Source organism: Bradyrhizobium sp. GW821-FHT12B03, assembly GCF_058807535.1.
On the sequence record NZ_JBXAQU010000006.1, the window covers coordinates 17,458 to 40,008 of the forward strand.

Below are 22,551 nucleotides of genomic sequence, written 5' to 3' on the forward strand. Positions count from 1 at the left end.
GTGTTGCGAACCTGCCGGCTACGCACCTCCAAAGTGAATCTTCAGGCCGGCCTTGTAGACCCTGCCCGGTCCAGGGCTCGACCACAGCACGTCGTTCTGCGTGGTGCCGTCGGTCGAGCTGCCGGGAATGGCGTAAGGCCGGTAGTACTGGTTCAAGAGGTTGTCGATCGAGGCCGAGAACACGATGTCCCTGGTCGCGTTGTAGGTCAGGTACAGGTTGACGAGCTCGTACCCGGTCGCGGGCAGATAGCCGGCCGGCACATCGTTGTTGGGACCGAACGAGGCCCACTGCGCCGTCAGGATCAGGGTGCGATCGAGCAGGCGGACACCGCCGGTCGTGACCACCTTGCGCGGGGTGATGGTCGCGAGCCCGATATTGGTCGCAGCGTTCTTGCCCTGGATGTAGTGACCGGCAACACCGACGAACCAGTTGCCGGCATCGTACATCGTCTCGGCCTCGAAGCCCTGGATGCGGGCCTGCGCGATGTTCTGATACTGGTAGTACTGGCTCGCCATGACGCCGAACGGGGTCATCACCGGCGTCGAGGCAACGAGGTCGATGTAGTCGGAGACGTCGTTGCGGAACAGATTGATCTTGCCGCGGAAGGAGTCGTTGGCGCTGAAGATGTTGTCATATTTCAGGTTGAAGCCGACTTCTTTGTTCTTGCCGACCTCGGGACGCAGGTTCGGGTTGGGCAGGAAGCAGAACAGGCCGCTCGTTCCATCGGGGCAAGGGAAGAAAACCGGTCCGCCGCCAGTTGCATGCGCGCCGGAAATGACGGTCTCCGTGATCGAGGGCGCACGATAGCCTTCGGCGTAGCTGACATAGGGCTGGAAGCCGGCAACCGGCGTCACGCCGAGGGTGATCTTCGGCGAGAAGCGATCGCCGCTGCCGTTGGTCTTGCCCGATTCCAGATCATAGCGGTCGTAGCGGATCGCGCTCACCGCCTCGAACCAGGTGCTGTAATTCTGCTTCAACTGAAGGAAGCCGCCCGACACGGTGCGGATGCCGCTCGGCGTGGTGATGTTGGAGTTGCCGCGGCTGTCGGTCGTGATCACGTCATCCTGGAACGCATCGAAGCCTACGGTCAATGCATTGCGCCAGTCGCCGACGTTGAACCGCGTGGTGTTGTTGGCGTCGATACCGTACGTATTGAGGACATAGCCGCGCTTGTCGCCGACGCAGCCCGAGATGTTGTTGCCGAAATTGCCGGTACCGCACAAGGCCGCGCCCGATGTCGAATAGTGATAGGTCTTGGTCTGGTCTTGGTCGGTGCGGTTGCCGTAGACTGATACGTGCGAGTCGAACAGATTGTCGCTCGGCAAAGAGTAGTTCCAGGTGACAGTGCCGGTGTAGTTCTTGACGTCGGAGGAATAGACCGACGAGCCCTGGTAGAGCGCGCGTTGGGCCGCGGTCGCCACCGGACCGGTGTTCATCTGGCCGATCGTGTATTGATAATCCTGGAAGGTGGCGCCGAACTTGACCTCGTGACCGAGGGCGGGACGCACCGTCAACTTCAACAGCCCGGCCTCGACTTGGTTGTTGGTGTTGCCGATCTCGGTGCCGTTGCCGTCCTTGTAGTTGCTCTGGGTGCGGTAGACCGCGCCGCCGAAGATATCGACATCGGGCGTGGCGCGCACACCGCCGAATACCGAGCCGAGGCCGCGATTGTTGTTGGAGCCGTAGGTGCCGGAGAGATCGACGCCCCAGCGCTCGCCGGGACGCAGCACGTCATTGATGTCCTTGGTGCGGAACGAGACCAGGCCGCCGATCGCGCCGGAGCCGTAGATGTTGGCGGTCGGGCCGCGAACGACGTCAACGCCCCCGATCAGCTCGGGGTCGAGGAAGAAGGAGCCATTGGCGTTGTGGCCGGTGCGCTGGAAGTTCTGCCGTGCGCCGTCGACGACGACCGCGACGCGGCCGAAATCCTGCAAGCCGCGGATGTTGATGACGGTCGCGGGATCGTCGCCGCGCTCCTGGAACGACACGCCGGGCACCGCGTAGAAGATGCCCGACAACCGGTTTGGCTGAAGCCCCTGGATCTGGTCGAGCGAAATGGAGCTGACCGGCGCGAGCGCGTCGATCGCGCGCTCCTTGGTCTTGGTTGCGGCGACGGTGATGGTATCGAGCGCCTGTACAGGCGCCGTGCCGCCGGCCTGGGCACGGGCGTTCATGACATCTGACGTTGCCTGCTGTGCGACCTGCGGCCTGGCCTGCTTGGGTTTGGCCTGCTTTGGCCGTTCCGACGACGCACGCCCAGCCTCCGGCGATGCGGTCTGCGCGAGACTGCTCTCCGTCACCAATGCCGCAATTGAAACCACCGACGCGCCCAAAATCAGGGCGCGCGAATACCTAGCCCCGTCAGCCATATCAGCCCCAGCCTGCACTTCACTTCAGTTTTGTTAGTTTGGTGTCTTTGGCTGGCGTGCGCCGCACGACGCGACGACTGGCTGGCTGATCTTCTCGAGACGCGGGCCTGTTGCCCGCTCTCATGATTGGTAACGTGGCAACACTCTGACGGTCAATGTCACAAGGTTGCAGTTTATATCGATTGTAAATTGCCGCCGTTGGAATGCGCCAGATGCCGCTTATACAAACAAGCAGCATCCGAGATTTTTGAAAGCGCATCACACCAAAAATGTCAGCAACCTCAGGAGACAGCGGCAGCGGCGCGGCAGGGCCGGCGGAAAGTCCTTCGGCAACAATGAGAACCCTCACCATGCGAGGGAGCCGGATCGACAGCCGCGAGCTGTTTGCACATGAGCGCGAGATCATCATCGCACATGGCGAGGATGCCTATCGCCTCCGCCTCACCTCACAGAACAAGCTGATCCTGACGAAGTAACCTGCAATGACATTTTGTCGCACCCTCGCACATCTCCTGATCGCCGGCACGACCGCGCTTGCGTCGACCGCGCACGCGGCCGGTATCACCGTGCACGACGCACGCAATCGCGACGTCACTGTTGCCGACTTTGCCCGCACGGTCTCGATCGGCGGCGCCATCACCGAGATCCTCTATGCGCTGGGACTGGAGAGCCGGTTGGTCGGCGTGGACACCACCAGCCTCTATCCGGCGGCGGCGCTGCACGACAAACCCAATGTCGGCTACATGCGCCAGATCTCGGCCGAGGGCGTGCTCGGCCTCAATCCCACGCTGATCCTGGCGATCCAGGGATCGGGTCCGCGCGAGACCATGGATATCCTGGAGACGGCGAAGGTGCCGCTGGTGCTGGTGCCCGAGACCTTCTCCGAGGACGGCTTGATCGAGAAGATCAGGCTGGTCGGCCATGCCATGGGCGTCGATGCGCGCGCCGAGTGCCTCAGCACCGCCGTCGGCGCCGATCTCGCGCAGCTCCGCGCACTGCGCGCCCAGGTGAAGAAGCCGGTGCGCGTGATGTTCGTGATGTCGCTCCAGAACGGCCGCGCCATGGTCGCGGGCCACAAGACCGCGGCCGACGAGATCATCCAGCTCGCCGGCGCCGCCAACGCGGTCGACGACTACGACGGCTACAAGATCATCGGCGACGAAGCGATCGTGGCGGCCAGGCCCGACGTCGTGCTGTCGATCGAGCGCGGCAAGGACTCGCTCCAGGCCGATGCGGTCTTTGCCCACCCCGGTTTCGCGCTGACGCCGGTCGCGGCCAACAAGAGCTTCATCACCATGGACGGCCTCTATCTGCTCGGCTTCGGGCCGCGCACGGCCGCGGCCGCGCGCGATCTCTCCGTCAAGCTCTATCCGGCACTGGCCGATGGCGGCGCATTCAATTCGGCGCTGTCGGCGGCGAACTGCCGGCAATGAGCGTGGCGGTCGGGATCGACGCGCGGAGCCCGCGACGAGTGGGCGCGGCACGGCGATTTACGTCGATTGCCATTCCGCTGCTCCTCGCTCTGCTCGCAGTCACCGCGATCATCGCGCTGACGGTCGGCGCGGCCGGTATTCCTCTCTCTCGCTTGCCCGCCGCACTCGGCCTTGCGGGCGACACCGCCGCCGACGCGATGACGGCGCGCGACCAGCTCGTGCTGTGGTCGATCCGGATTCCCCGGATCGCGGCGACAGCGATGGTCGGCGGCCTTCTCGCAGCGGCCGGCGCGATCATGCAGGGCCTGTTCCGCAATCCGCTCGCCGATCCCGCGCTGGTGGGCGTCTCCAGCGGTGGCGCGCTGGCGGCCGCAAGCGCGATCGTCTTCACCGATTCGCGCTTCGGCGAGACGCTGCGCTTCCTCCAGACCGAGTTGCTGCCGCTTGCGGCCTTCGCAGGCTCGCTGGCAACGACCGCGATCCTCTATGGCATCTCCAGCCGCGCCGGGCGGACCTCGATCGCGATCTTCCTGCTCGCCGGCGTCGCCATCACTGCCATCACCAATGCCGGCATCGGGCTTCTGGTGTTCATCGCCGACGACCGCCAGCTCCGCGACATCACGTTCTGGATGCTGGGCTCGATGAGCGGCGCGACCTGGACCAAGGCCGCCGTGCTCGCGCCGATCCTCGTCATCGGGCTTGCTGCCTGCGCGTATATCGCGCGCGGCCTCGACCTGCTGGTGCTCGGCGAGGCCGACGCGTTTCACGGCGGCGTCGACGTCGAGCGCCTCAAGCGGATCTCGATCGTCATGGTCTCCGCCATGACCGGCGTCGCGGTGTCGATCAGCGGCGTCATCGGCTTCGTCGGCATCGTCGTGCCGCATCTCCTCCGCCTCGTCATCGGGCCGGCTCATCGTTTGCTGCTGCCGGCTTCCGTGCTGCTCGGCGCCATCCTGATGGTCGGCGCCGACACGCTGGCGCGTACCATCGTGGCACCTGCGGAGATGCCGATCGGCATTCTGACGGCGGCGGTCGGCGCGCCGGTCTTCCTGGGGATCCTGCTGCGGCAGCGCGGGCTCGCCTCGCTATGAGCGCCGTGATCGAAGCACGCGCCTTGAGCAAGCGCGCCGGCCGCGCGACGCTGCTCGCTGGCGTCGGTCTGACCGTTGAAGCCGGCGAGATGGTCGCCATCATCGGCCCGAACGGCGCCGGCAAGTCGACCCTGCTGCGTCTGCTCTCCGGCGATCTCCGCCCGAGCGAAGGCGAGGTACGGCTGAAGCAGCGCGATATAAGGAGCTATACCCCACGCGAGCTTGCCGCGCGCCGCGCGATGCTGTCCCAGCACATCAACGTCACCTTCCCCTTCACGGTCGAGGAGATCGTGCTGATGGGCGCGGGCGAGCGCAGCGCGCACGAGGCGGGCGGGCTCGTGGAGGCCGCGCTGGACGAGGTCGGCCTCGCGCATTTTCGCGACCGGCAATTGCCGACATTGTCCGGCGGCGAGCAGCAGCGCGCCCATTTCGCCCGCGTGCTGGTGCAGCTCGCCTGCGGCGAGGCCGAACATGGACCGGGGCTCCTGCTGCTGGACGAGCCGACCTCGAGCCTCGATCTGCGCCACCAGATCGACCTGGTCGAAGCCGCCCGGCGTCGCGCTGGCGGCGGCACCGCCGTGATCGCGATCCTGCACGACCTCAATCTCGCGATCCGCTTCGCCGACCGGCTGATCGTGCTGAACGGCGGCAGGCTCGTCGCCGACGGCCCGCGCGCGGACATCGTCACGCGCGAGACCATCCGCGACATCTTTGAGATCGACGCCGTGGTCCATCAGGCCGACGGCGTGCCGTATGTGCTGCCGCAATCGATGCGGGCGGTGTCCCTCACCTCTCCCCAGCGGGGAGAGGTCGGATTGCGCAGCAATCCGGGTGAGGGACCGCAGCATTCGGCGAGAGCGTAACCCCTCGCCCGGATCGCATCTTCCGATGCGACCCGACCTCTCCCTACGGGAGAGGTGAGGGCACACCGTGCCTTTACCCCGCCGGCACGATCACCATGCTCTTGTCCTTCGGCCAGCGGATGCGCCAGGCGAAGTTGATGTCCTTGACTTCGCCGGGCTTGGCGTCGAACGACCATTCCAGCACGCCGCGTCTGTCGCGGATGTTGTTCGCGGTCGGCTGAGTGCTCGACGGCAGCATCTCGACCACGATGTCCTCGTTTTCGCTGACCGGCAGCTGGTCCTCGATCGCGATCTTGATCGGGAAGTCGTGACCGTTGCGAACCGTTGTCTTGAACGATCGCTCGTCGGTCTTCGACGTCGTGACGAGAAGGCCGGCCGAACCTTCGTTGCGCTTGAGCACAGAGCGCTCGATCCTGACCTTGTCGTCGGCGCCGAAGCCGAGCCGCACGATGTCGTCCTTGGCCGAGGCCGAAATCTTGCCGCGGCCGACGAAGACGCCGTCGCGATAGATCGCGACCTTGCCCGGCAGCAATGTCGTGTCGTCGGTCTGCTTGAAGCTGGCTTCGAGGAAGGCAGTCGGGTCCATGACCGGCGCGGCGCGGACGGCGAGATCGGCGGGCACGGTCATCGAGGCGATGCGCAAGGCCTTGGCGCCGTCGGCGGCGCCAAGGCTGACGCGGCCGGGAATTTTGAAGGTGGCCTGGAAGTCGCCGATCTCGGCAACCGCCTGCTGTTCGTCGGCACGCTCGCGTGGCTCAGCCGCTTCGGCCATTTTCGAAAGATGGGGTTGCATCTGACGTGCCACCGGGGCGGGCCGTGCCAGATCCGAAGCCGTGCCGAGCGCGAGCGGCTTCGGCACTTGCGGATACTGCGCCACCAGCGAATTGAGCTCCGGCGCGCTGCCACCACGGCCGATGCGAACCGTGGAGACGCCGAGCGTCACGTTCGACCAGTCCTCGCCGGTCGATTGCGTGACCTCGGCGCGGCGGACCAGCTCCAGCTGCGGCTTGCGGTCCTTGGCGCCGGTGTCGAGCCGGGCGTCGTAGAGCGGCAGCCAGCGCGCATTGCGAACAGCGTAAGTCACCCGCAGCGTCGCCTTGGTCGCGGCTGCCGAGGCAACGTCGATCCGTACCTCGAGCTTGCTCGGCGGCTTGGCGGAGCGCTCGGCTTCCAGCTGCGCGATCTGGCGATCGAGCTCGCGCTGCTTCCGCGTGGCGTCGCGGATCGCGGTGTCGGCGGTCGCAATCTCCTCGCCGACCGCGGCAAAGGCTGCGCGCCATTCGGTGATCGGCCGTGCCTCGCCCTTGTCGCCCAGGCCGGCGGGAGAGGCCTCGGCAAAGTGCTGCGCGAATTTGCGCCGGGCTACGGCGGAATCGATCATGCCTTGCAGATCGGCACGCTGATCCTTCAATGCCTCGATGCGCTTGTCGAGCTCAGGCAGGTTGACCGGCGGCGCCGCGCGCGGCGGTCGTGCGTCAATCGTACCGATGGTGAGCTTGGCGCCCGCCTCGCCCTCGACGCGGAGCGAGGACGGATCGAGCGAGAGCGGAAAGTCCCTGGCGACCAGCGTTGAGTCGCCGGAGGCGAGGTCCAGCGCGATGACACGGGTGACCGTCGCGCCGTCGGGATAGACGGTGACGGTGTCGATGGCGGATGTGGCGTCCACGTCGGCCGCCCATGACGGCAGTGCGAATGCCGTGGTCACCAGAACCAGGCTCGTCGTTGCCAAACATCTTGCGGTGATGCGCATCAAAGTCCCTCCTGCCGATATCGCCGCGCCGCCAGCCGGACGCGCGATCAAATGCCTCGCCAACATGGTTGGACGCGGCAGGCAAGGAACTGGTTCGATTGGGGTTTCCGTGGGGCGTCGCTGCGGCGGCACCATGGCCGCGGAACGTGCGATCGTCCCGCGGCGGAGCCTTTAGACCTGAGCGGGCGAACCCTGCCCGAAGATGCGGCGAAGCAGGTCTGTCACGTTCTTGGCGCCGGCCTTCTTCAGGATGCCGGCACGGTAGCCCTCGACCGTGCGCGCGCTCAGATGCATGCGCCGGGCGATCTCCTTGTTGGTGAGGCCGGCCGCAAGATGCTCGAGCACGTCGCCTTCGCGCCCCGTCAGGGCCTCGCAGCCGGGCAACCAGCGCTGCCGGCTCGCGCCGGGCTGCGCAAACTCATCGATGGCGGCATCGATCCGGCCGACGATGTCGTGGGTGCGGAACGGTTTTTCGATGAAGTCGGCCGCGCCGCTCCTGATCGCGTCAACCGCCATGGCGATGCTGCCGTTCGCCGAGGTCACCAGGACCGGCGCCATGCAATTCTCCTCGCGTAGCCGCCTGAGCACGTCGAGGGCGGAGCGATCCGGCGGCATCTCCAGCAGCACGCAGGCCGGCATCCGCGCCCGGGCTTCCGACAACAGCGAGGCGCCGTCGGCGAAGCAGATCACGTCATAGGCGCTCTGTTGGAGCGCGTTGGACAATTGTTCGCGGGAGGCGGCGTCAGCGTCAATGACGAATATCTCACCCTTGGAAAGCATGTTTCCCGGCATAATCCCGTTCCAATAATGTCTTGGTCAAATGGTCCGAGACGGCCGGGGCCCCATCGCGCCCCGCCGTCGTGCGCACGGCATTCGCGCCAGTGCTTCGGTTTCACTTATGTATGTTCCACCCCGTTCCCGGATTTGACGGATCGGGACAGAAACTTTACATTTCGGGACATCTGCGGGAATGGCTGGCAGGAACAGTTAGCGGGAACGGTTGGCATGACCGACCTCATTCGCAGCGCAGGCTTGAGCTATTACCCGGAGGTCGCCCGGTCGGTCGGGCTCGACCCCAAACAGATGATGCGCAAGGTCAAGCTGCCACTGGCCTGCCTCGACAAGCCGGATACGCCCATTGCCGTCACCGGCCTGCGCCGCCTGCTCGAACTCTCGGCACAGACGTCCGGCGCCGAAGATTTCGGCTTGCGGCTCGCCGAGCGCGGCGGCCTGACCAATTTCGGCGCGGTCGGCCTGATCGTGCGCGAACAGGCGACCGTCGGCGAAGCGATCGACGCGTTCTCGCGTTTCATTCATATCCATCATGACGGCATGCGGCTCGACGTTGCACGCGGCAAGCAGACCGTGACCATCACGCTGCATCTGCGCGGCCGGCAACCGACCGCGCCCCGGCAGTCGATCGACATGGCGCTCGGCAGCGTCCACCGCATCATCCAGTCGCTGTTCGGCAGCGATTGGCGGCCGCTGGAGGTGCATCTGCATTATCCGCCGCCGCACGACCGCAAGCGCTACCGCGACTTCTACGGCTGCCGCGTCACGTTCAACGCGGAGGACGATGCGATCCTGCTGTCGGCGCATGACATGGAGCGCCGGATCCCGAGCGCGCATCCGCTGATCGCGAGCTATCTGCGCAAGCGGATCGAGGCGATCGAGACCCGGCCGGCAAGCTGGGAGGGAAAGGTCGACGAGCTCGTGCGGGCCCTGCTCGCCGGCGGCGACTGCACGGTCGAGCGCGTGGCCGAGCATCTCGCCTGCACCCGCCGCACCATCCACCGACATCTGTCCGAAGCGGGAACCAGCTTCTCGGCGATCCTCGACGCGCAACGCGCCGATCTCGTCGTCGAGTTGATCGACGACCCCGGCCGGCCGCTGGCCGATATCGCCGTGCAGCTCGGCTTCTCCGCGCAGAGCGCGATGGCGCGCTGGTTCCGCGGCCGCTTCGGCTGCACCATCACCGCATGGCGCAAGGGCGTGCGGCCGCAGGCCAAGCCGGCCGACGTGCCTTCGGCGACGGCGGCTTAGGCTCAGCGTGCCGGCACCGGCACGCCCATGACGGCCAGCGCGCGCCGATTGCTGCCTGCGAGCAGCGGGCCGAACGCAATCGCAAAACCGAGGAAGGCGACGACCCAGCCGCAAGCGGCAATGTGCAGCAGCGCATCGCCATATGCAGGCCAAGCCACGGCGGCGACACGTGCCAGCGCCGCGGTGACGATCGCGACGTAGATGGCTTGCGTCGCCGGCGAGGCCGTCAGCGCCTGCCCGGTGTGACCGAGGCTCGCGCGCGTCATCACCGCGAGCGTCATGGTCCCGGCCGCGCCCGCCATCCAGGCATGAATCCCCGCGCTCGGCGGCAACGCGCCGAACACGGCCAGGGCATGCAGGAGGAAGCCTGATGGCACGAAGACATAGCCGACATGCAGGATCAGCAGCAGCCGTTCGCGCAAGGTGCGGTCGCCGGCCCAGCGCGCAAGCCGCACCAGATGCAGCACGCCGACGAGCGCCATCGCGGCGCCAGTGAGCACGTTCAGCGGTGCCACGATCCACGCAATCAGCGCGAGCGCACTCAATCCGACCACCATGCCGTCGAAGCGCCCGAACGGCACCGGCAGGCGGCCGGGATTGAACTTGACCAGCCAGTTGCGGGTGAAGCTCGGAATGATGCGGCCGCCGATCAGCGCGATCAGCAGCACGACCGCGCCGATGCCGACGCGGATGCCGACATCGGCCGCGCCCATGTAATGCGCTTCAAGGTGAAAGCCGACATTGCCGGCGAACAGCACGAGCACGAGGGCCACCACGGGCAGATTGCGCCAATTGCCGCCCGCGACGATCTCGCGCGTCGCAGCGGCGACGACCAGCGCCAGAAATGCGGCATCGGCGACGAGCGCGAACGCCCAGCCGAGGTCGGCGGACAACGTCACCGCGGCGCGGCCGGCGAGCCACACCCCCAGCAGCGCACCCAGCGACGTCCCCTGGATCGGCAGCCGCCCGGTCCAGTTCGGGATCGCCGTGAACAGGAACCCGGTGATCACGGCCGGCAGGAATCCATAGAGCATCTCGTGGACATGCCAGTCGCGCGGCGCGAAGGCCGACGTCACCGACAATTCGCCATGGAACATCGGCAGCCAGGCCAGGATCGAGAGCCCTGCCTGGACGGCGGCGAGCAGGAAAAAGGGCCGAAAGCTGTTCGCGAACAGCGGCCAGCCCACAAAATTGCGGGATCGGGCGCCAGCCATGAGGGGCAACTCCTGTCAATTCAGACTGTTGCCTGGAAAAATACTGCCGCCCCGTCCGGCCGGTTTTGCGCTATCGCAAACATCAGGACGATTGCAGGTGCCATCACACTCCCTGATGCCAAGGAGGCAGAATGGCCAAGGTCGACACATCGCTGGTGGCGCATTTGCCGCTGTTTGCCGGGATCACGCCGGAAGCCCTGGACGAAATCCTGCGCGAGGCCCGTTCGGCGCGCTATCCCAAGAACAGCGCCATCTTCGAGCAGGGCGCGGATGCGCAATCCTTCTTCCTGCTGCTGCACGGCCATGTCCGCGCCGCCAAGACCACGCCGGCCGGCGAGCAGATCGTGGTGCGCTATGTCGCGCCCGGCGAGACGTTCGGGCTCGCGATGGCGATCGGAGCCGCGCGCTACCCCGCGACTGCGATGGCTGTCGACGACAGCGTGGTGCTGATCTGGCCGACCTCGGCCTGGCCGCGGCTGGTCGAGCGGTTTCCCTCGCTCGCCGCCAACACGCTCCAGACCGTCGGCACGCGGCTCCAGGAGAGCCACACCCGCATCCTGGAAATGTCGACCCAGCAGGTCGAGCAACGCATCGCGCATGTGCTGCTGCGCCTCGCCAAGCAATCCGGCAAGAAGCTCGACCACGGCATCGAGATCGACTTCCCGATCAGCCGCCAGGACATCGCGCAGATGACCGGCACCACGCTGCACACCGTCAGCCGCATCCTGAGCGGCTGGGAGAGCCGGGGCCTCGTCGAGAGCGGCCGCCAGCGCATCATCCTGCGCGATCCGCATGGGATCGTCGTGCTGGCGGAGCGCAGCCCCGACAGCGGCGCGGCGTGAGGGCAGCGCCGGCAGGTTTACTCTGCTCCCGAAGCTTGGGGTGAGAGCCGCTTTCGCTTACGGCGAAAGCGCTCCCTCACCCGGGAATCCGCACGCGGCCCGCGCGAATTCCAGACCTTCTCACGCCGGCACGCAGTCGCACAGCGCGGCGAGGAATTTTTCGCGGTCGATGCCGTGCTCGCGACAGGCGTCATCCACCGTGTGAAAGGTTGCGATCGGACAGCCGACACAGGCCAGCCTGAAGGCGAGAAACACGCGGATCGTATGCGGCGCCGTACGCATGATGTCATCGACCAGATCGTCGGATCGAAAGGGCATGGACAACTCCGTTCCGAAACGACGATAGCGGAACGGGCAGCGGTTTCTTTGTTGGAGCGCAAGCTGGCGATTGCTTCTCTGGCGGCGAGGCCTGAGCAAGCGCCTCGTCCTTCGAGACGACCGCTCCGCGGTCTCCTCAGGATGAGGCTGACCGGCTACTGTGCCCGTCGCAATTGCGGCTACGCACTCCGTCCTCATCCTGAGGGCCCGCCGAAGGCGGGCGTCTCGAAGGATGCGCCACGGGGTGAACTACACCGCCCGGCTGTGCAGCTGCTTGCCCGGGTCCAGATGCGCGTCGAACGCGGCGGCGACGCTGCGGACCAGGAAGCGCGAATCGTTCGCGACCGCGAGCCGGTCGCCCTCCAGCCTCACGACGCCGTCCGAGATCAGCGGCTTCAGACGCGATGCCGATTGGAGCATCGCTTCGGCCTCCGCGCCATGGCGCGCGCAGATGTCGCCGAGATCGGCGCTGAACTCGCACATGATGCGCTCGATGATGTCGGCCCGCAGCCGGTCGTCGTCGGTGAGCCCATAGCCCTTCGCGGTGGCGAGGCGGCCGGCACTGACGCTCTGCGCATAGGCGCCGATCTGCACCTCGTTCTGGACGTAGCCCTGCGGCAGATGTCCGATGGCGCTCGCGCCGAAACCGAGCAGGACTTCGCCCTTGTCGGTGGTATAGCCCTGGAAATTACGCCGCAGCGTCCGCTCCTTGAAGGCCACGGCCATGGAATCGTCGGGGCGCGCGAAATGATCGAGCCCGATCTGCACGTAACCGGCCTCCTTCAGCGCATTCGCGATCGCGCAGGCCTGGTCGTGACGCGCCAGGCCGTCGGGCAGAGCGCCCTGGCTGATCATGCGCTGGTGCTTCTTGAAATCAGGCACATGAGCGTAGCCGAACACCGAGAAGCGATCGGGCGCCAGCGAGAGGCTGCGCCGCACCGTATCCAGGCACGAAGCCACGGTCTGATGCGGCAGCCCGTAGATCAGGTCGAAATTGATCCCCCTGATGCCCGCGGACCGGAGCATGTCGACGACATCGGCCGTCTGCTCGAAGCTCTGCACGCGGTTGATCGCACGCTGCACGACGGGGTCGAAACTCTGCACCCCCAGGCTGGCGCGATTGACGCCGGAAAGCCGCATGGCCTCGACCATGTCTGACGTCAGCGTGCGGGGATCGATCTCGACCGCGATCTCGGCCGAAGGCAGCACGAAGAACGCCTGGCGCATCGCCGCCATCAACTCGGCAAAGGCCTCCGGCGCCATGATGGTCGGCGTGCCTCCGCCGAAATGGATGTGCTCGACCCTGATGCGGCGTCCGATCGTCTCGGCGACCTGAGCGATCTCGCTGCGCAGCGTCCGCTGGTAGGCCGCGATCAACTCGTCGCGCCGGACGATCTGGGTATGGCAGCCGCAATACCAGCACATCTCGCGGCAGAACGGCACGTGCAGATAGAGCGACGCGCTGGCCTCGGCGGGAAGCTCGGACAGCCACCGGGCGTAGGCGTCGGCGCCGATGACGGGCGAGAAGTGCGGTGCGGTCGGATAGCTCGTGTAGCGCGGCAATCTCTCTTCGCCGTAGCTCGCTGCAAGATCAGCTCTCATAATCTTACCCATTCGTAAATTTCAGCCGCAGACATCACGGCAAATCACGGAATGCATTCAGCTAACCCGGATTTGCGGGGGCGACCTTGCGCTCGCGCAAATTCGGACCGGGGGCGCCGCAAACATTTGCGCTCGCGCAAAGCGCGGCGGCCCGTTCCGAGCCATGATCCCGTGCAATTCGCACGGCCATCCGGAGCGTCTGCCATGAGGCTTTTCGCACTCGAACTGATTCTCTCCCTGCTCGATGTCCGCGGCCATATCCCGCGCTTTGACGACTTCCGGCCCGCCCCGGCGGCACCGGGCCCGGTCGGCGTCGCGCATGTCCTGGTCGCCGCAATCGCTGTCCTCGCCGTGTTGTCGCTGGCGATCTGGGCCGCGGTCTGGGTTGCCATTCGTCTCCTCTAGCCGCGTCCCCGCGAAGGCTTCGACCATGATCTCATCCAGGCGCGCATTTGCCGGCGCGGTCGCTCTGACATGCCTTGTCTGCCCGCCCGCCTTCGCCGCCGACACGGCCAGCGGCGATCTCGTCATCACCAGGGCCTGGAGCCGGGCGACGCCCGGCGGCGCCAAGGTCGCCGGCGGCTATCTGACGATCGAGAACAGGGGCCCTGCGCCGGAGCGGTTGAAGACCGCATCGGCCGCCCATGCGCTTCGCACCGAGATCCACGAGATGACCGTCAACGACGGCGTCATGACCATGCGCCCGCTCGTCGACGGGCTCGTCATCGCGCCGGGACAATCCCTCACGCTCGCGCCGGGCGGCGGACACCTGATGTTCATCGGCCTCGATGCGCCGCTCCATGTCGGCGACCAGGTACCGGTGACGCTGTCGTTCGAGCATGCCGGCGAGGTGAAAGTGACGCTCGACGTGCAGGCCATCGGCGCGCAGGCGCCGGAGAAGGCAGAGCATATGGTGATTGCACAGCCCGCACACCGCCCGGAGCCGGCGGCCGCCCCGGCCGCGGTGACGTCCGAAGCGGACGAGAGCTTCTTCACGCATCTCCATGCCGAAAAGGCCATGGCGAACGTCACGGTCTCGCCCGGGCGCGCCGGTCCGGTCGAGATCGCAATCCAGCTCGAAGATGCGAACGAATTGCCGCTTAGCGCCGATGCCGTTGCGGTCACGCTCGGCAACCCCGAGCACGGTGTGGCGCCGGTAACCGCAAATGCCGAACGCGTCGGCAACGATCAGTGGCGCGTCAGGATGTCCGCACCGCTGTCCGGCCGCTGGTCGCTCGGCCTCGACATCCGCATCACGCCCTCGGACGCAGTTAACGTGGTGTCACCGATCCTGCTCCGTTGAAGAGCACCCAAGTACTGTTGCGGAGGCGAATCCGGCAAAAGCTTGTCGCAGAGCAAACACCGTTGCCGAGATCGGCGCACACTGCATCCCGTCATCAAAACCATTTCAGATGAAGGATGCTTCCGATGTTCACCCGCAGAGCCGCATTGATCAGCGCCGCCGCGACCGCCCTGATGCTGGCGACCCCCGCCCTGGCTGCCGAAGATCTCAAACTGCCGCGTCAAAAGGTCGAGCTGGTCGCTCCGCCGTTCGTGCATGCGCACGAGCAGGCGACCAAGCAGGGCCCCAAGATCGTGGAATTCAAGCTCACGATAGAGGAGAAGAAGGTCGTCATCGACGAGAAGGGCACCACCTTCCAGGCGATGACCTTCAACGGCTCGATGCCGGGCCCGCTGATGGTCGTGCATGAGGGCGACTACGTCGAAACGACGCTGGTCAATCCCGCGACCAACACCATGCCGCACAACATCGACTTCCACTCCGCGACCGGCGCGCTCGGCGGCGGTGCGCTCACTCTGATCAATCCCGGCGAGCAGGTCGTGCTGCGCTGGAAGGCGACCAAGACCGGCGTGTTCGTTTATCACTGCGCGCCGGGCGGTCCGATGATCCCCTGGCACGTCGTCTCCGGCATGAACGGCGCCGTGATGGTGCTGCCGCGCGAGGGACTGAACGACGGCAAGGGCCACGCGCTGAAATACGACAAGGTCTACTACATCGGCGAGCAGGACATGTACGTGCCGCGCGACGAGAAGGGTAACTTCAAGTCCTACGACTCGCCGGGCGAAGCCTTCACCGACACCGAAGAGGTGATGAAGAAGCTCACGCCGACCCATGTCGTGTTCAACGGCAAGGTCGGTGCACTCACCGGCAAGAACGCGCTGACCGCCAATGTCGGCGAGAACGTGCTGATCGTGCACTCGCAAGCCAATCGCGACAGCCGCCCGCATCTGATCGGCGGCCATGGCGACTATGTCTGGGAGACCGGCAAGTTCGGCAATGCACCCGAGGTCGGGCTCGAGACCTGGTTCATCCGCGGCGGCTCGGCCGGAGCGGCACTGTACAAGTTCCTGCAACCGGGCATCTACGCCTATGTCACGCATAATCTGATCGAGGCCGCCGACCTCGGCGCCACCGCGCACTTCAAGGTCGAAGGCAAGTGGAACGACGATCTGATGACCCAGGTGAAGGCGCCAGCGGACATCCCGGCCACCACCAACTAGACGCGAGAAGGGGCCGGCGATCACCGGCCCCTTCTTCCTTCGGGAGACGACCATGCTGGTCGCATTCAAGCTCAAATTGCTGCTCGCCTGCGCCGCCGGCCTCGCGGCACCGATGGCCGTGGCGCCGCTGGTCTCGGACATGACGACGCATGGCACTCCGGCGGAGCCTGCGATCGTCAGACTGGCGCCGGGCGACCTGTCCTATCGCGAGGCCGGCGATTTCACGCGTGGCGGGCGGCAGGCCGAAGCGCCGCTGCGCACGATGCGGTTCGACCGGTCGCTGCACGTCATGCGGCATCAGGTTTCGTCGTCCGACTATCAGCTTTGCGTGCAGGATGGCGCCTGCCGCGCGCTCGATCGCGACGTGGCGATCGCCGCCGATCGCCCTGCAGTGCAGGTGAGCTGGCACGATGCGCAGGCCTATGCGACCTGGCTCTCGCACAAGACCGGCAAGACGTGGCGCCTGCCGAGCGACGCGGAATGGGCGTTTGCGGCGGGCTCGCGATTCAAGGACGATGGCGCGCCGGTGGACGCTGACGATCCTTCGAAGCGCTGGATCAGCCGCTATGAGCGCGAATCCGAACGCGACCTCTCCGACTCGACGGCCTATCCGTTCGGCAGGTTCGGCGCGAACGAGCACGGCATCGAAGATCTCGCCGGCAACGTCTGGGAGTGGACCTCGACCTGCTTCGTGCGCTCGCGGACCGACGAGGCCGGCAACGCCGGCAAACCGACTGTGAACTGCGGCGTCCGTGTCGCCGAAGGCGCGCACCGCGCCTATGTCACCGATTTCATCCGCGATGCCCGCGCCGGCGGCTGCGCGCAAGGCATGCCGCCCGCCAATCTCGGCTTCCGCCTGGTGCGCGAGGAGCCGTCGTGGATTGCGAGCGTGTCGGCGCGGTGGGGCAAGGTGTGGGCGGCGAGGTCGTAGCCGACCGTCATGGCGGCGCGCTCCTGTCTCCCCAACGTCGTCCTGGCGAAAGCCAGGACCCATACCCACCGAACAAAGTTTGGCGAAGACCGGCCGTTCGGGACGATCACCGACCGCGATCGATAGACCTCGCGGTATGGGTCCTGGCCTTCGCCAGGACGACAGCGGGGACTGTGGCGGCGCCCCCGTTCTCCGAGCGCCATCATCTTGGCCCATCCCGCACACTCAAACGAAAATGGCCGGGGCAAACCCCGGCCATTCACGCTCATTCGTTTTCGCTATCTCAGGTATTCTTCAGCGCGACGCGGAATTCGGCTTCGGTCTTGGCCTTGACCTCGTCGAGCGAGACGCCGTCGGCGAGCTCGATCAGCGCCATGCCGCCGTCGCCGTGCTTGTCGATGGTGAAGACGGCAAGATCGGTGACGACCATGTCGACCACGCGCTCGCCGGTCAGCGGGAGATTGCACTTCTTCAGCAGCTTCGAGCCGTCCTTGGCGGAATGCTCCATCACCACGACGACGCGCTTGACGCCGGCGACGAGATCCATCGCGCCGCCCATGCCCTTGACCATCTTGCCGGGGATCATCCAGTTGGCGAGATCGCCGTTCTGGGCCACCTGCATGGCGCCGAGGATCGACAGGTCCATGTGGCCGCCGCGGATCATGCCGAAGGAATCCGCGCTCGAGAAATAGGAGGTCGAGGGCAGCTCGCTCACGGTCTGCTTGCCGGCATTGATCAGATCGGCGTCTTCCTCGCCCTCATAGGGGAACGGGCCCATGCCGAGCATGCCGTTCTCGCTCTGCAGGCTGACGTCGACGCCGTCGGGGATGTAGTTCGAGACCAGCGTCGGGATGCCGATGCCGAGGTTGACGTAATAGCCGTCACGCAGTTCCTTCGCGGCGCGCGCAGCCATCTGTTCACGGGTCCAGGCCATGTGAGTCTCCTGTTGCGCTTAGGCGGCGCTGCGCGGGCGGGTGTTGCGGAATTCGATGCGCTTCTTGGCCGATCCGACCTCGACGATGCGCTTCACGAAAATGCCGGGCGTGTGGATATGGTCGGGATTGAGCTCACCGGCGGGAACCAGATGCTCGACCTCGGCCACCGTGATCTTGGCGGCGGTCGCCATCATCGGGTTAAAATTGCGTGCGGTCTTGCGGTAGATGAGGTTGCCGGCGGTGTCGCCCTTCCAGGCGTGGACGATGGCGAGGTCGGCGAACAGGCCGCGCTCCATCAGGTACTTCTCGCCGTCGAATTCCTTCACTTCCTTGCCTTCGGCGATCAGCGTGCCGACGCCGGTCTTGGTGTAGAAGGCCGGGATGCCGGCGCCGCCGGCGCGGATGCGCTCGGCCAGCGTGCCCTGCGGATTGAATTCGAGTTCCAGCTCGCCGGCGAGGAATTGCTGGGCGAACAGCTTGTTCTCGCCGACATAGGACGAGATCATCTTCTTGATCTGACGGGTTTCCAGGAGGCGGCTGAGCCCGATGCCGTCGACGCCGGCATTGTTGGAGACGACCGTCAACCCCTTGACGCCGGACTCGCGGATCGCGTCCGACAGCTCTTCGGCGATGCCGCAGAGGCCGAAGCCGCCCGACATGATCATCATGTCGTCCTTCAGAATGCCGTCGAGCGCCGACTTGGCGTCGGGATAGACCTTGTTCATGCAAAAAACCTCGACTGAACCTTCGGCTTGCGGGCGTCGCGCCTTATTGGCGGCGATTATTAGGCGAAATCGTCCGAAGCCGTCAATGATACGGGGTTCTCCGCTCCACGGGGTGGTGGTAGAAGCTGCCCACGCCGTGGGCAGGACCGCCCGCGGCCTTGAAAGCGACAAGAAAACCCATCAAGTTGCGGCACTTAACATAACACGACTTGTAACGTAACAAGGCTTGGACGAGGGGCGCGCGGGTTTCCCGGCCCGCCCTTCCGGCTCCAACGACCAACCCGATCAGGACATGCCATTGACCATGGCCCAAGGAATGAAGCGCCTCGGGACGCCGATCGCGGCGCTGCTCGGTGTCGCGCTGATCGCCCTGATCGCGACCTCCTGGCTCATCAACCGCGACGCGCTGCGCAAGGCCGTGGAAGCGCAGATCCGCGACGTCACCGGGCTCGAGCTCAATGTCGCAGGCAACATCGACATTTCGGTGCTGCCGGCGAGCTACATCTCCTTCCATGACGTCGGTCTGAAGGGCGGCGGCACCAGCGATCCCGCACTCCATGTCGACGTGCTCACCGCCAATCTGCGGCTGCTGCCGCTGCTGCTGCAACGCTTCGAGATCGCCGACCTGACGCTGCTGCGGCCGCGCATCCAGGTCAGCCTGAAGCCGGACGGCGAGAGCAACTGGACGCCCTTCATCCAGACCATCGCGCGCACCATGAAGCCCGGCGCCGAGAACCAAGTATCGTTCTCCGAGATCCGGATCCAGGACGGCGTGCTCAATTACGAGGACGCCGCCACGCACGCCACCGAGCAGTTCGACGACATCGATCTGTCGCTGGCCTGGCCCTCGATCTCGCGCTCCTTCGCCGCGACCGGCCAGTTCGACTGGCGCGGCGAACGCGTCGACGGCTCGATCAGCTTCGCCGATTTCGTCGCCGCCCTCTCCGGCGACCGTTCCGGCCTGAAGGCGCGGATCGCCAGCGCGCCGCTCAAGCTCGCCTTCGACGGCAGCGTCGCCAACCGCACCAGCCCGATGATGGAAGGCACGCTCACGATCGACAGCCCGTCCTTGCGCAATGCGCTGCGCTGGACCGGCCAGCCGCAGCCTGCCAGCGGCGGCTTCGGCCGCTTCGCGCTGAAGGCGCGCGCCAATGTCGTCGGCCCCTCGATTGCGCTCACCAACGTCAATGTCGAGCTCGACGGCAACACCGCCGAGGGCGTGATGACCTACGCCAATAACGGCCGGCAGACGCTGCAGGCGACGCTCGCCGCCGACGCGCTCGACTTCACGCCTTATATCTCGACCTTCCGTCTGCTCGCGAGCGGCGCGCGCGACTGGAACAGGCAGCTGTTCGATCTCAACGGATTGTCGACCACCGACCTCGACATGCGCCTGTCGGCGGCCAAGCTGACGGTCGGCCCGACCAAGCTCGGCCGCACCGCGATCGGCGCCAATTTGCGCAACGGCACGCTGGCGCTTTCGGTCGGCGAGGCCCAGGTCTATGGCGGCATCGCCAAGGGCTCGTTCGGCATCGCGCGCTCCGACACCGTCGCCGACATCAAGGCGCAATTCCAGTTCACCGACGTCGACCTCCAGGCCTGCGCCTCCGAATTGTTCGGCCTCAACAAGCTGTCCGGCCGCGGCAACATCAACGTCTCGCTGTTCGCCTCCGGCTCGAGCCCGTTCGGCCTCGTGCAGTCGCTCGACGGCAGCGCCACCATCACCGGGCACGACGGCGCGATCTCGGGCTTCAACGCCGAGCAGCTCCTGAAGCGGCTGGAGCGGCGGCCACTGTCGGGCGGCGGCAATTTCCGCAACGGCTCGACCCCTTACGACCACCTCACCATCGCCGTGAAATTCTCCGACGGGGTCGCCACCGCCGAGGACATCCGCGTCGAAGGACCGGCGGCGAAGATCACGATGACAGGCACCGCCTCGGTGCCGACGCGCGAATACGACATGAAGGGCGTGGCCAGCCTCAACAGCGCCTCGGGCTTCGAATTGCCCTTCGTGGTGCAGGGCCCCTGGGACGATCCGCTGATCTTCCCCGATCCGGAAAGCCTGATCCGCCGCTCGCCCGCCTCCGCGCCCCTGCTCGACATGCTGAAGGACCGCAAGGCCGGAGATGCCGTGCGCTCCGCGATCGAGCGCATCACCGGCACCGGAAAGCGTCCCGCACCGGCAGACTCGCCGACGGCGGAGAACGCCAAGGAAAACGTCAAGGAAAACGCCAAGTCGAATTAGCGCCAAGTCCAATTAAGGACTGGTCGACCGACACCGGCCGGTCGACGCGAATTGATCAGGGCGAATTGATGCGGCGATTGGATCGATGCGCGCATTAAGCATCACCTTCGGCCCGACACCCCACGACCCAGGTCCGACAAGATGCGTTGATTGCGCTACCACCATGCGCTAGTGTTTTTTCCGACCGGTTCAAACACCGGCGGCTTGAGGGAGAAAAACGTGAAATCCAAGGTTATTGGCGCAGTCACACTGGCGGTCGCTGCGGCGGGGCTGTTCGCAGCCGCTGCACCCGCATTTGCGCAACAGAAGACGATTACGGTCTGGTGGGGCAAGGGCTTCTACCGCTCCGAAGACGACGCGCTGATCGAGACGATCAAGAAGTTCGAAGCCAAGACCGGCATCAAGGTCGAATTGTCGCAGTACGCGATCCAGGACATGATTCCGAAGACGGTCGCAGCCCTCGATGCCGGCACCGTGCCCGACGTCGCCTATTCCGACAGCTATGACGTGCAGGCGCAGGGCAAGTGGGCCTATGAGGGCAAGCTCGAGGATCTCACCGACGTCATGGAGCCGATCAAGGGTCGGTTCGTGCAGAACACGCTGGATGCGTCGATCCTCTACAACGACGTCACCAAGAAGAAGGCCTATTACGGCTTCCCGCTGAAGCAGCAGAGCATGCACGTCCAGATCTGGAACGACATGCTGGAGAAGGCCGGCTTCAAGCTCGCCGACATCCCGACCGATTGGGAAGGTTACTGGACGTTCTGGTGCGACAAGGTGCAGCCGGCGATCCGCAAGGCCACCGGCCAGCGCATCTACGCCGTCGGCCAGCCGATGGGCGTGGAATCCACCGACGCCTTCCAGTCGTTCTACACCTTCATGGACGCCTATCACGTCAAGCTGGTCGACGACGACGGCAAGCTGCTGGTCGACGATCCCAAGGTTCGCGAGAACCTGATCAAGGCGATGAAGGACTACACCGACACCTATATCAAGGGCTGCACCCCGCCCTCGTCCACGACCTGGAAGGATCCGGACAACAACGTCGCCTTCCACAACAAGACCATCGTGATGACCCACAACTTCACGATCTCGATCGCGGCGAAGTGGTACGAGGACTCGCAGAACCAGGCGTTGACGCCCGAGCAGCGCGAGGCCGGCAAGAAGGCCTATGAGCAGGACATCGTCACGGCGTCCTTCCCGAAGGCGCCTGATGGGTCGACGATCCGCTACCGCTCCGACGTCAAGACCGGGCTGGTGTTCACCGCGGCCAAGAACAAGGCCGAGGCCAAGCAGTTCATCAGCTTCCTGCTCCAGGAAGAGAACGTCCGCCCCTATATCGAGGGCGCGCTGGGCCGCTGGTTCCCGGTGACCAAGGAAAGCCAGGCGAGCCCGTTCTGGCAGGCCGACAAGCACCGCAAGGCGGTCTACGCCCAGTTCACCGGCGGCACCGCTGCGTTCGACTTCACCAAGAACTGGAAGTTCACGATCCTGAACAACGAGAACGTCTGGGCCAAGGCGATGAACCGGGTCGTCAGCGAGAAGGTCCCGGTCGACAAGGCCGTCGACGAACTGATCGCCCGCATCAAGCAGGTCGCGGGTTAAATCATTCCTCCCCTCTCCCTGCTTTGCAGGGAGAGGTATAAGAACAACACCGGCCGCGTTT

General features: G+C 65.7%; 21 protein-coding genes. 12 read left to right on the forward strand and 9 right to left on the reverse strand.

The window, feature by feature from the left end; all coding sequences use genetic code 11:
* Positions 1–18: 18 nt before the first annotated feature.
* Positions 19–2,370: a TonB-dependent hemoglobin/transferrin/lactoferrin family receptor gene (locus tag AC1RUR_RS13470; RefSeq protein WP_492844681.1), complete on the reverse strand. Its 2,352-nt coding sequence runs from the start codon at positions 2,368–2,370 to the stop codon at positions 19–21.
* Positions 2,371–2,389: 19 nt separating this feature from the next.
* A complete protein-coding gene (locus tag AC1RUR_RS13475) occupies positions 2,390–2,722 on the reverse strand; it encodes a hypothetical protein (protein ID WP_492845296.1) in 333 nt (110 codons plus the stop codon).
* On the opposite strand from AC1RUR_RS13475, the gene AC1RUR_RS13480 reads away from it, so the two are divergent.
* Genes AC1RUR_RS13480 through AC1RUR_RS13495 form a run of 4 tightly spaced genes read left to right on the forward strand, consistent with a single transcriptional unit; the run spans position 2,640 to position 5,757 of the window.
* Positions 2,640–2,846: a hemin uptake protein HemP gene (locus AC1RUR_RS13480; RefSeq protein ID WP_492844683.1), complete on the forward strand. Its 207-nt coding sequence runs from the start codon at positions 2,640–2,642 to the stop codon at positions 2,844–2,846. The two genes, AC1RUR_RS13475 and AC1RUR_RS13480, sit on opposite strands and share 83 nt — an antisense overlap.
* A 6-nt stretch (positions 2,847–2,852) precedes the next feature.
* Entirely contained in the window at positions 2,853–3,803 is a 951-nt protein-coding gene (locus AC1RUR_RS13485; RefSeq protein WP_492844685.1) for a heme/hemin ABC transporter substrate-binding protein, read from the forward strand.
* A complete protein-coding gene (locus AC1RUR_RS13490) occupies positions 3,800–4,894 on the forward strand; it encodes a FecCD family ABC transporter permease (protein ID WP_492844687.1) in 1,095 nt (364 codons plus the stop codon). Before AC1RUR_RS13485 ends, AC1RUR_RS13490 begins: the two co-directional genes overlap by 4 nt.
* Positions 4,891–5,757, forward strand: coding sequence for a heme ABC transporter ATP-binding protein (locus AC1RUR_RS13495; RefSeq protein WP_492844689.1), 867 nt, complete (start codon positions 4,891–4,893; stop codon positions 5,755–5,757). The genes AC1RUR_RS13490 and AC1RUR_RS13495 overlap by 4 nt, the downstream gene beginning before the upstream one ends.
* A 73-nt stretch (positions 5,758–5,830) precedes the next feature.
* Here the strand turns inward: AC1RUR_RS13495 and AC1RUR_RS13500 are convergent, their stop codons facing one another.
* Both AC1RUR_RS13500 and AC1RUR_RS13505 read right to left on the reverse strand, forming a co-directional pair.
* On the reverse strand, positions 5,831–7,507 hold the full coding sequence (locus tag AC1RUR_RS13500) for a mucoidy inhibitor MuiA family protein (protein WP_492844691.1): 1,677 nt from the start codon (positions 7,505–7,507) through the stop codon (positions 5,831–5,833).
* 171 nt (positions 7,508–7,678) lie between these two features.
* Complete coding sequence (locus tag AC1RUR_RS13505; protein ID WP_492844692.1) at positions 7,679–8,299, reverse strand: response regulator transcription factor; 621 nt, start codon at positions 8,297–8,299, stop codon at positions 7,679–7,681.
* A gap of 213 nt (positions 8,300–8,512) precedes the next feature.
* Between AC1RUR_RS13505 and AC1RUR_RS13510 the strand changes: the two genes are divergently transcribed.
* Positions 8,513–9,550: an AraC family transcriptional regulator gene (locus AC1RUR_RS13510; protein ID WP_492844693.1), complete on the forward strand. Its 1,038-nt coding sequence runs from the start codon at positions 8,513–8,515 to the stop codon at positions 9,548–9,550.
* Positions 9,551–9,552: 2 nt separating this feature from the next.
* Here AC1RUR_RS13510 and AC1RUR_RS13515 read toward each other — a convergent pair whose 3' ends face one another.
* A complete protein-coding gene (locus AC1RUR_RS13515; RefSeq protein WP_492844694.1) occupies positions 9,553–10,764 on the reverse strand; it encodes an NnrS family protein in 1,212 nt (403 codons plus the stop codon).
* A gap of 131 nt (positions 10,765–10,895) precedes the next feature.
* Between AC1RUR_RS13515 and AC1RUR_RS13520 the strand changes: the two genes are divergently transcribed.
* Entirely contained in the window at positions 10,896–11,606 is a 711-nt protein-coding gene (locus AC1RUR_RS13520; RefSeq protein WP_492844695.1) for a Crp/Fnr family transcriptional regulator, read from the forward strand.
* 120 nt (positions 11,607–11,726) lie between these two features.
* Here the strand turns inward: AC1RUR_RS13520 and AC1RUR_RS13525 are convergent, their stop codons facing one another.
* Both AC1RUR_RS13525 and hemN read right to left on the reverse strand, forming a co-directional pair.
* Positions 11,727–11,924, reverse strand: a complete 198-nt coding sequence (locus AC1RUR_RS13525; protein ID WP_492844696.1) for a DUF1858 domain-containing protein — start codon at positions 11,922–11,924, stop codon at positions 11,727–11,729.
* 249 nt (positions 11,925–12,173) lie between these two features.
* Positions 12,174–13,526, reverse strand: a complete 1,353-nt coding sequence (gene hemN, locus AC1RUR_RS13530; protein WP_492844697.1) for an oxygen-independent coproporphyrinogen III oxidase — start codon at positions 13,524–13,526, stop codon at positions 12,174–12,176.
* 204 nt (positions 13,527–13,730) lie between these two features.
* On the opposite strand from hemN, the gene AC1RUR_RS13535 reads away from it, so the two are divergent.
* The 4 genes from AC1RUR_RS13535 to AC1RUR_RS13550 all read left to right on the forward strand — a co-directional run bounded on the left by AC1RUR_RS13535 (position 13,731) and on the right by AC1RUR_RS13550 (position 16,980).
* The gene (locus tag AC1RUR_RS13535) at positions 13,731–13,931 is read left to right on the forward strand and encodes a hypothetical protein (RefSeq protein ID WP_492844698.1); all 201 of its coding nucleotides are present in this window, start codon (positions 13,731–13,733) and stop codon (positions 13,929–13,931) included.
* 25 nt (positions 13,932–13,956) lie between these two features.
* Positions 13,957–14,829, forward strand: a complete 873-nt coding sequence (locus tag AC1RUR_RS13540; RefSeq protein WP_492844699.1) for a copper chaperone PCu(A)C domain-containing protein — start codon at positions 13,957–13,959, stop codon at positions 14,827–14,829.
* Positions 14,830–14,954: 125 nt separating this feature from the next.
* Positions 14,955–16,049 (forward strand): copper-containing nitrite reductase, encoded by a 1,095-nt coding sequence (gene nirK / locus AC1RUR_RS13545; RefSeq protein ID WP_492844700.1) that lies wholly within the window; start codon positions 14,955–14,957, stop codon positions 16,047–16,049.
* 52 nt (positions 16,050–16,101) lie between these two features.
* Complete coding sequence (locus AC1RUR_RS13550) at positions 16,102–16,980, forward strand: SUMF1/EgtB/PvdO family nonheme iron enzyme (protein WP_492844701.1); 879 nt, start codon at positions 16,102–16,104, stop codon at positions 16,978–16,980.
* Positions 16,981–17,263: 283 nt separating this feature from the next.
* On the opposite strand, the gene AC1RUR_RS13555 is transcribed toward AC1RUR_RS13550, so the two are convergent.
* Both AC1RUR_RS13555 and AC1RUR_RS13560 read right to left on the reverse strand, forming a co-directional pair.
* Positions 17,264–17,914, reverse strand: coding sequence for a CoA transferase subunit B (locus AC1RUR_RS13555; RefSeq protein WP_128927797.1), 651 nt, complete (start codon positions 17,912–17,914; stop codon positions 17,264–17,266).
* An 18-nt stretch (positions 17,915–17,932) separates the two neighbouring features.
* The gene (locus AC1RUR_RS13560; protein ID WP_492844702.1) at positions 17,933–18,640 is read right to left on the reverse strand and encodes a CoA transferase subunit A; all 708 of its coding nucleotides are present in this window, start codon (positions 18,638–18,640) and stop codon (positions 17,933–17,935) included.
* 304 nt (positions 18,641–18,944) lie between these two features.
* Between AC1RUR_RS13560 and AC1RUR_RS13565 the strand changes: the two genes are divergently transcribed.
* Together AC1RUR_RS13565 and AC1RUR_RS13570 are read left to right on the forward strand one after the other, a co-directional pair.
* Positions 18,945–20,885 carry an AsmA family protein gene (locus AC1RUR_RS13565; RefSeq protein ID WP_492845278.1) on the forward strand — a complete coding sequence of 647 codons (1,941 nt, stop codon included), beginning with the start codon at positions 18,945–18,947 and terminating at the stop codon, positions 20,883–20,885.
* A gap of 219 nt (positions 20,886–21,104) precedes the next feature.
* Entirely contained in the window at positions 21,105–22,490 is a 1,386-nt protein-coding gene (locus tag AC1RUR_RS13570) for an ABC transporter substrate-binding protein (protein WP_492844703.1), read from the forward strand.
* Positions 22,491–22,551 lie beyond the last annotated feature (61 nt).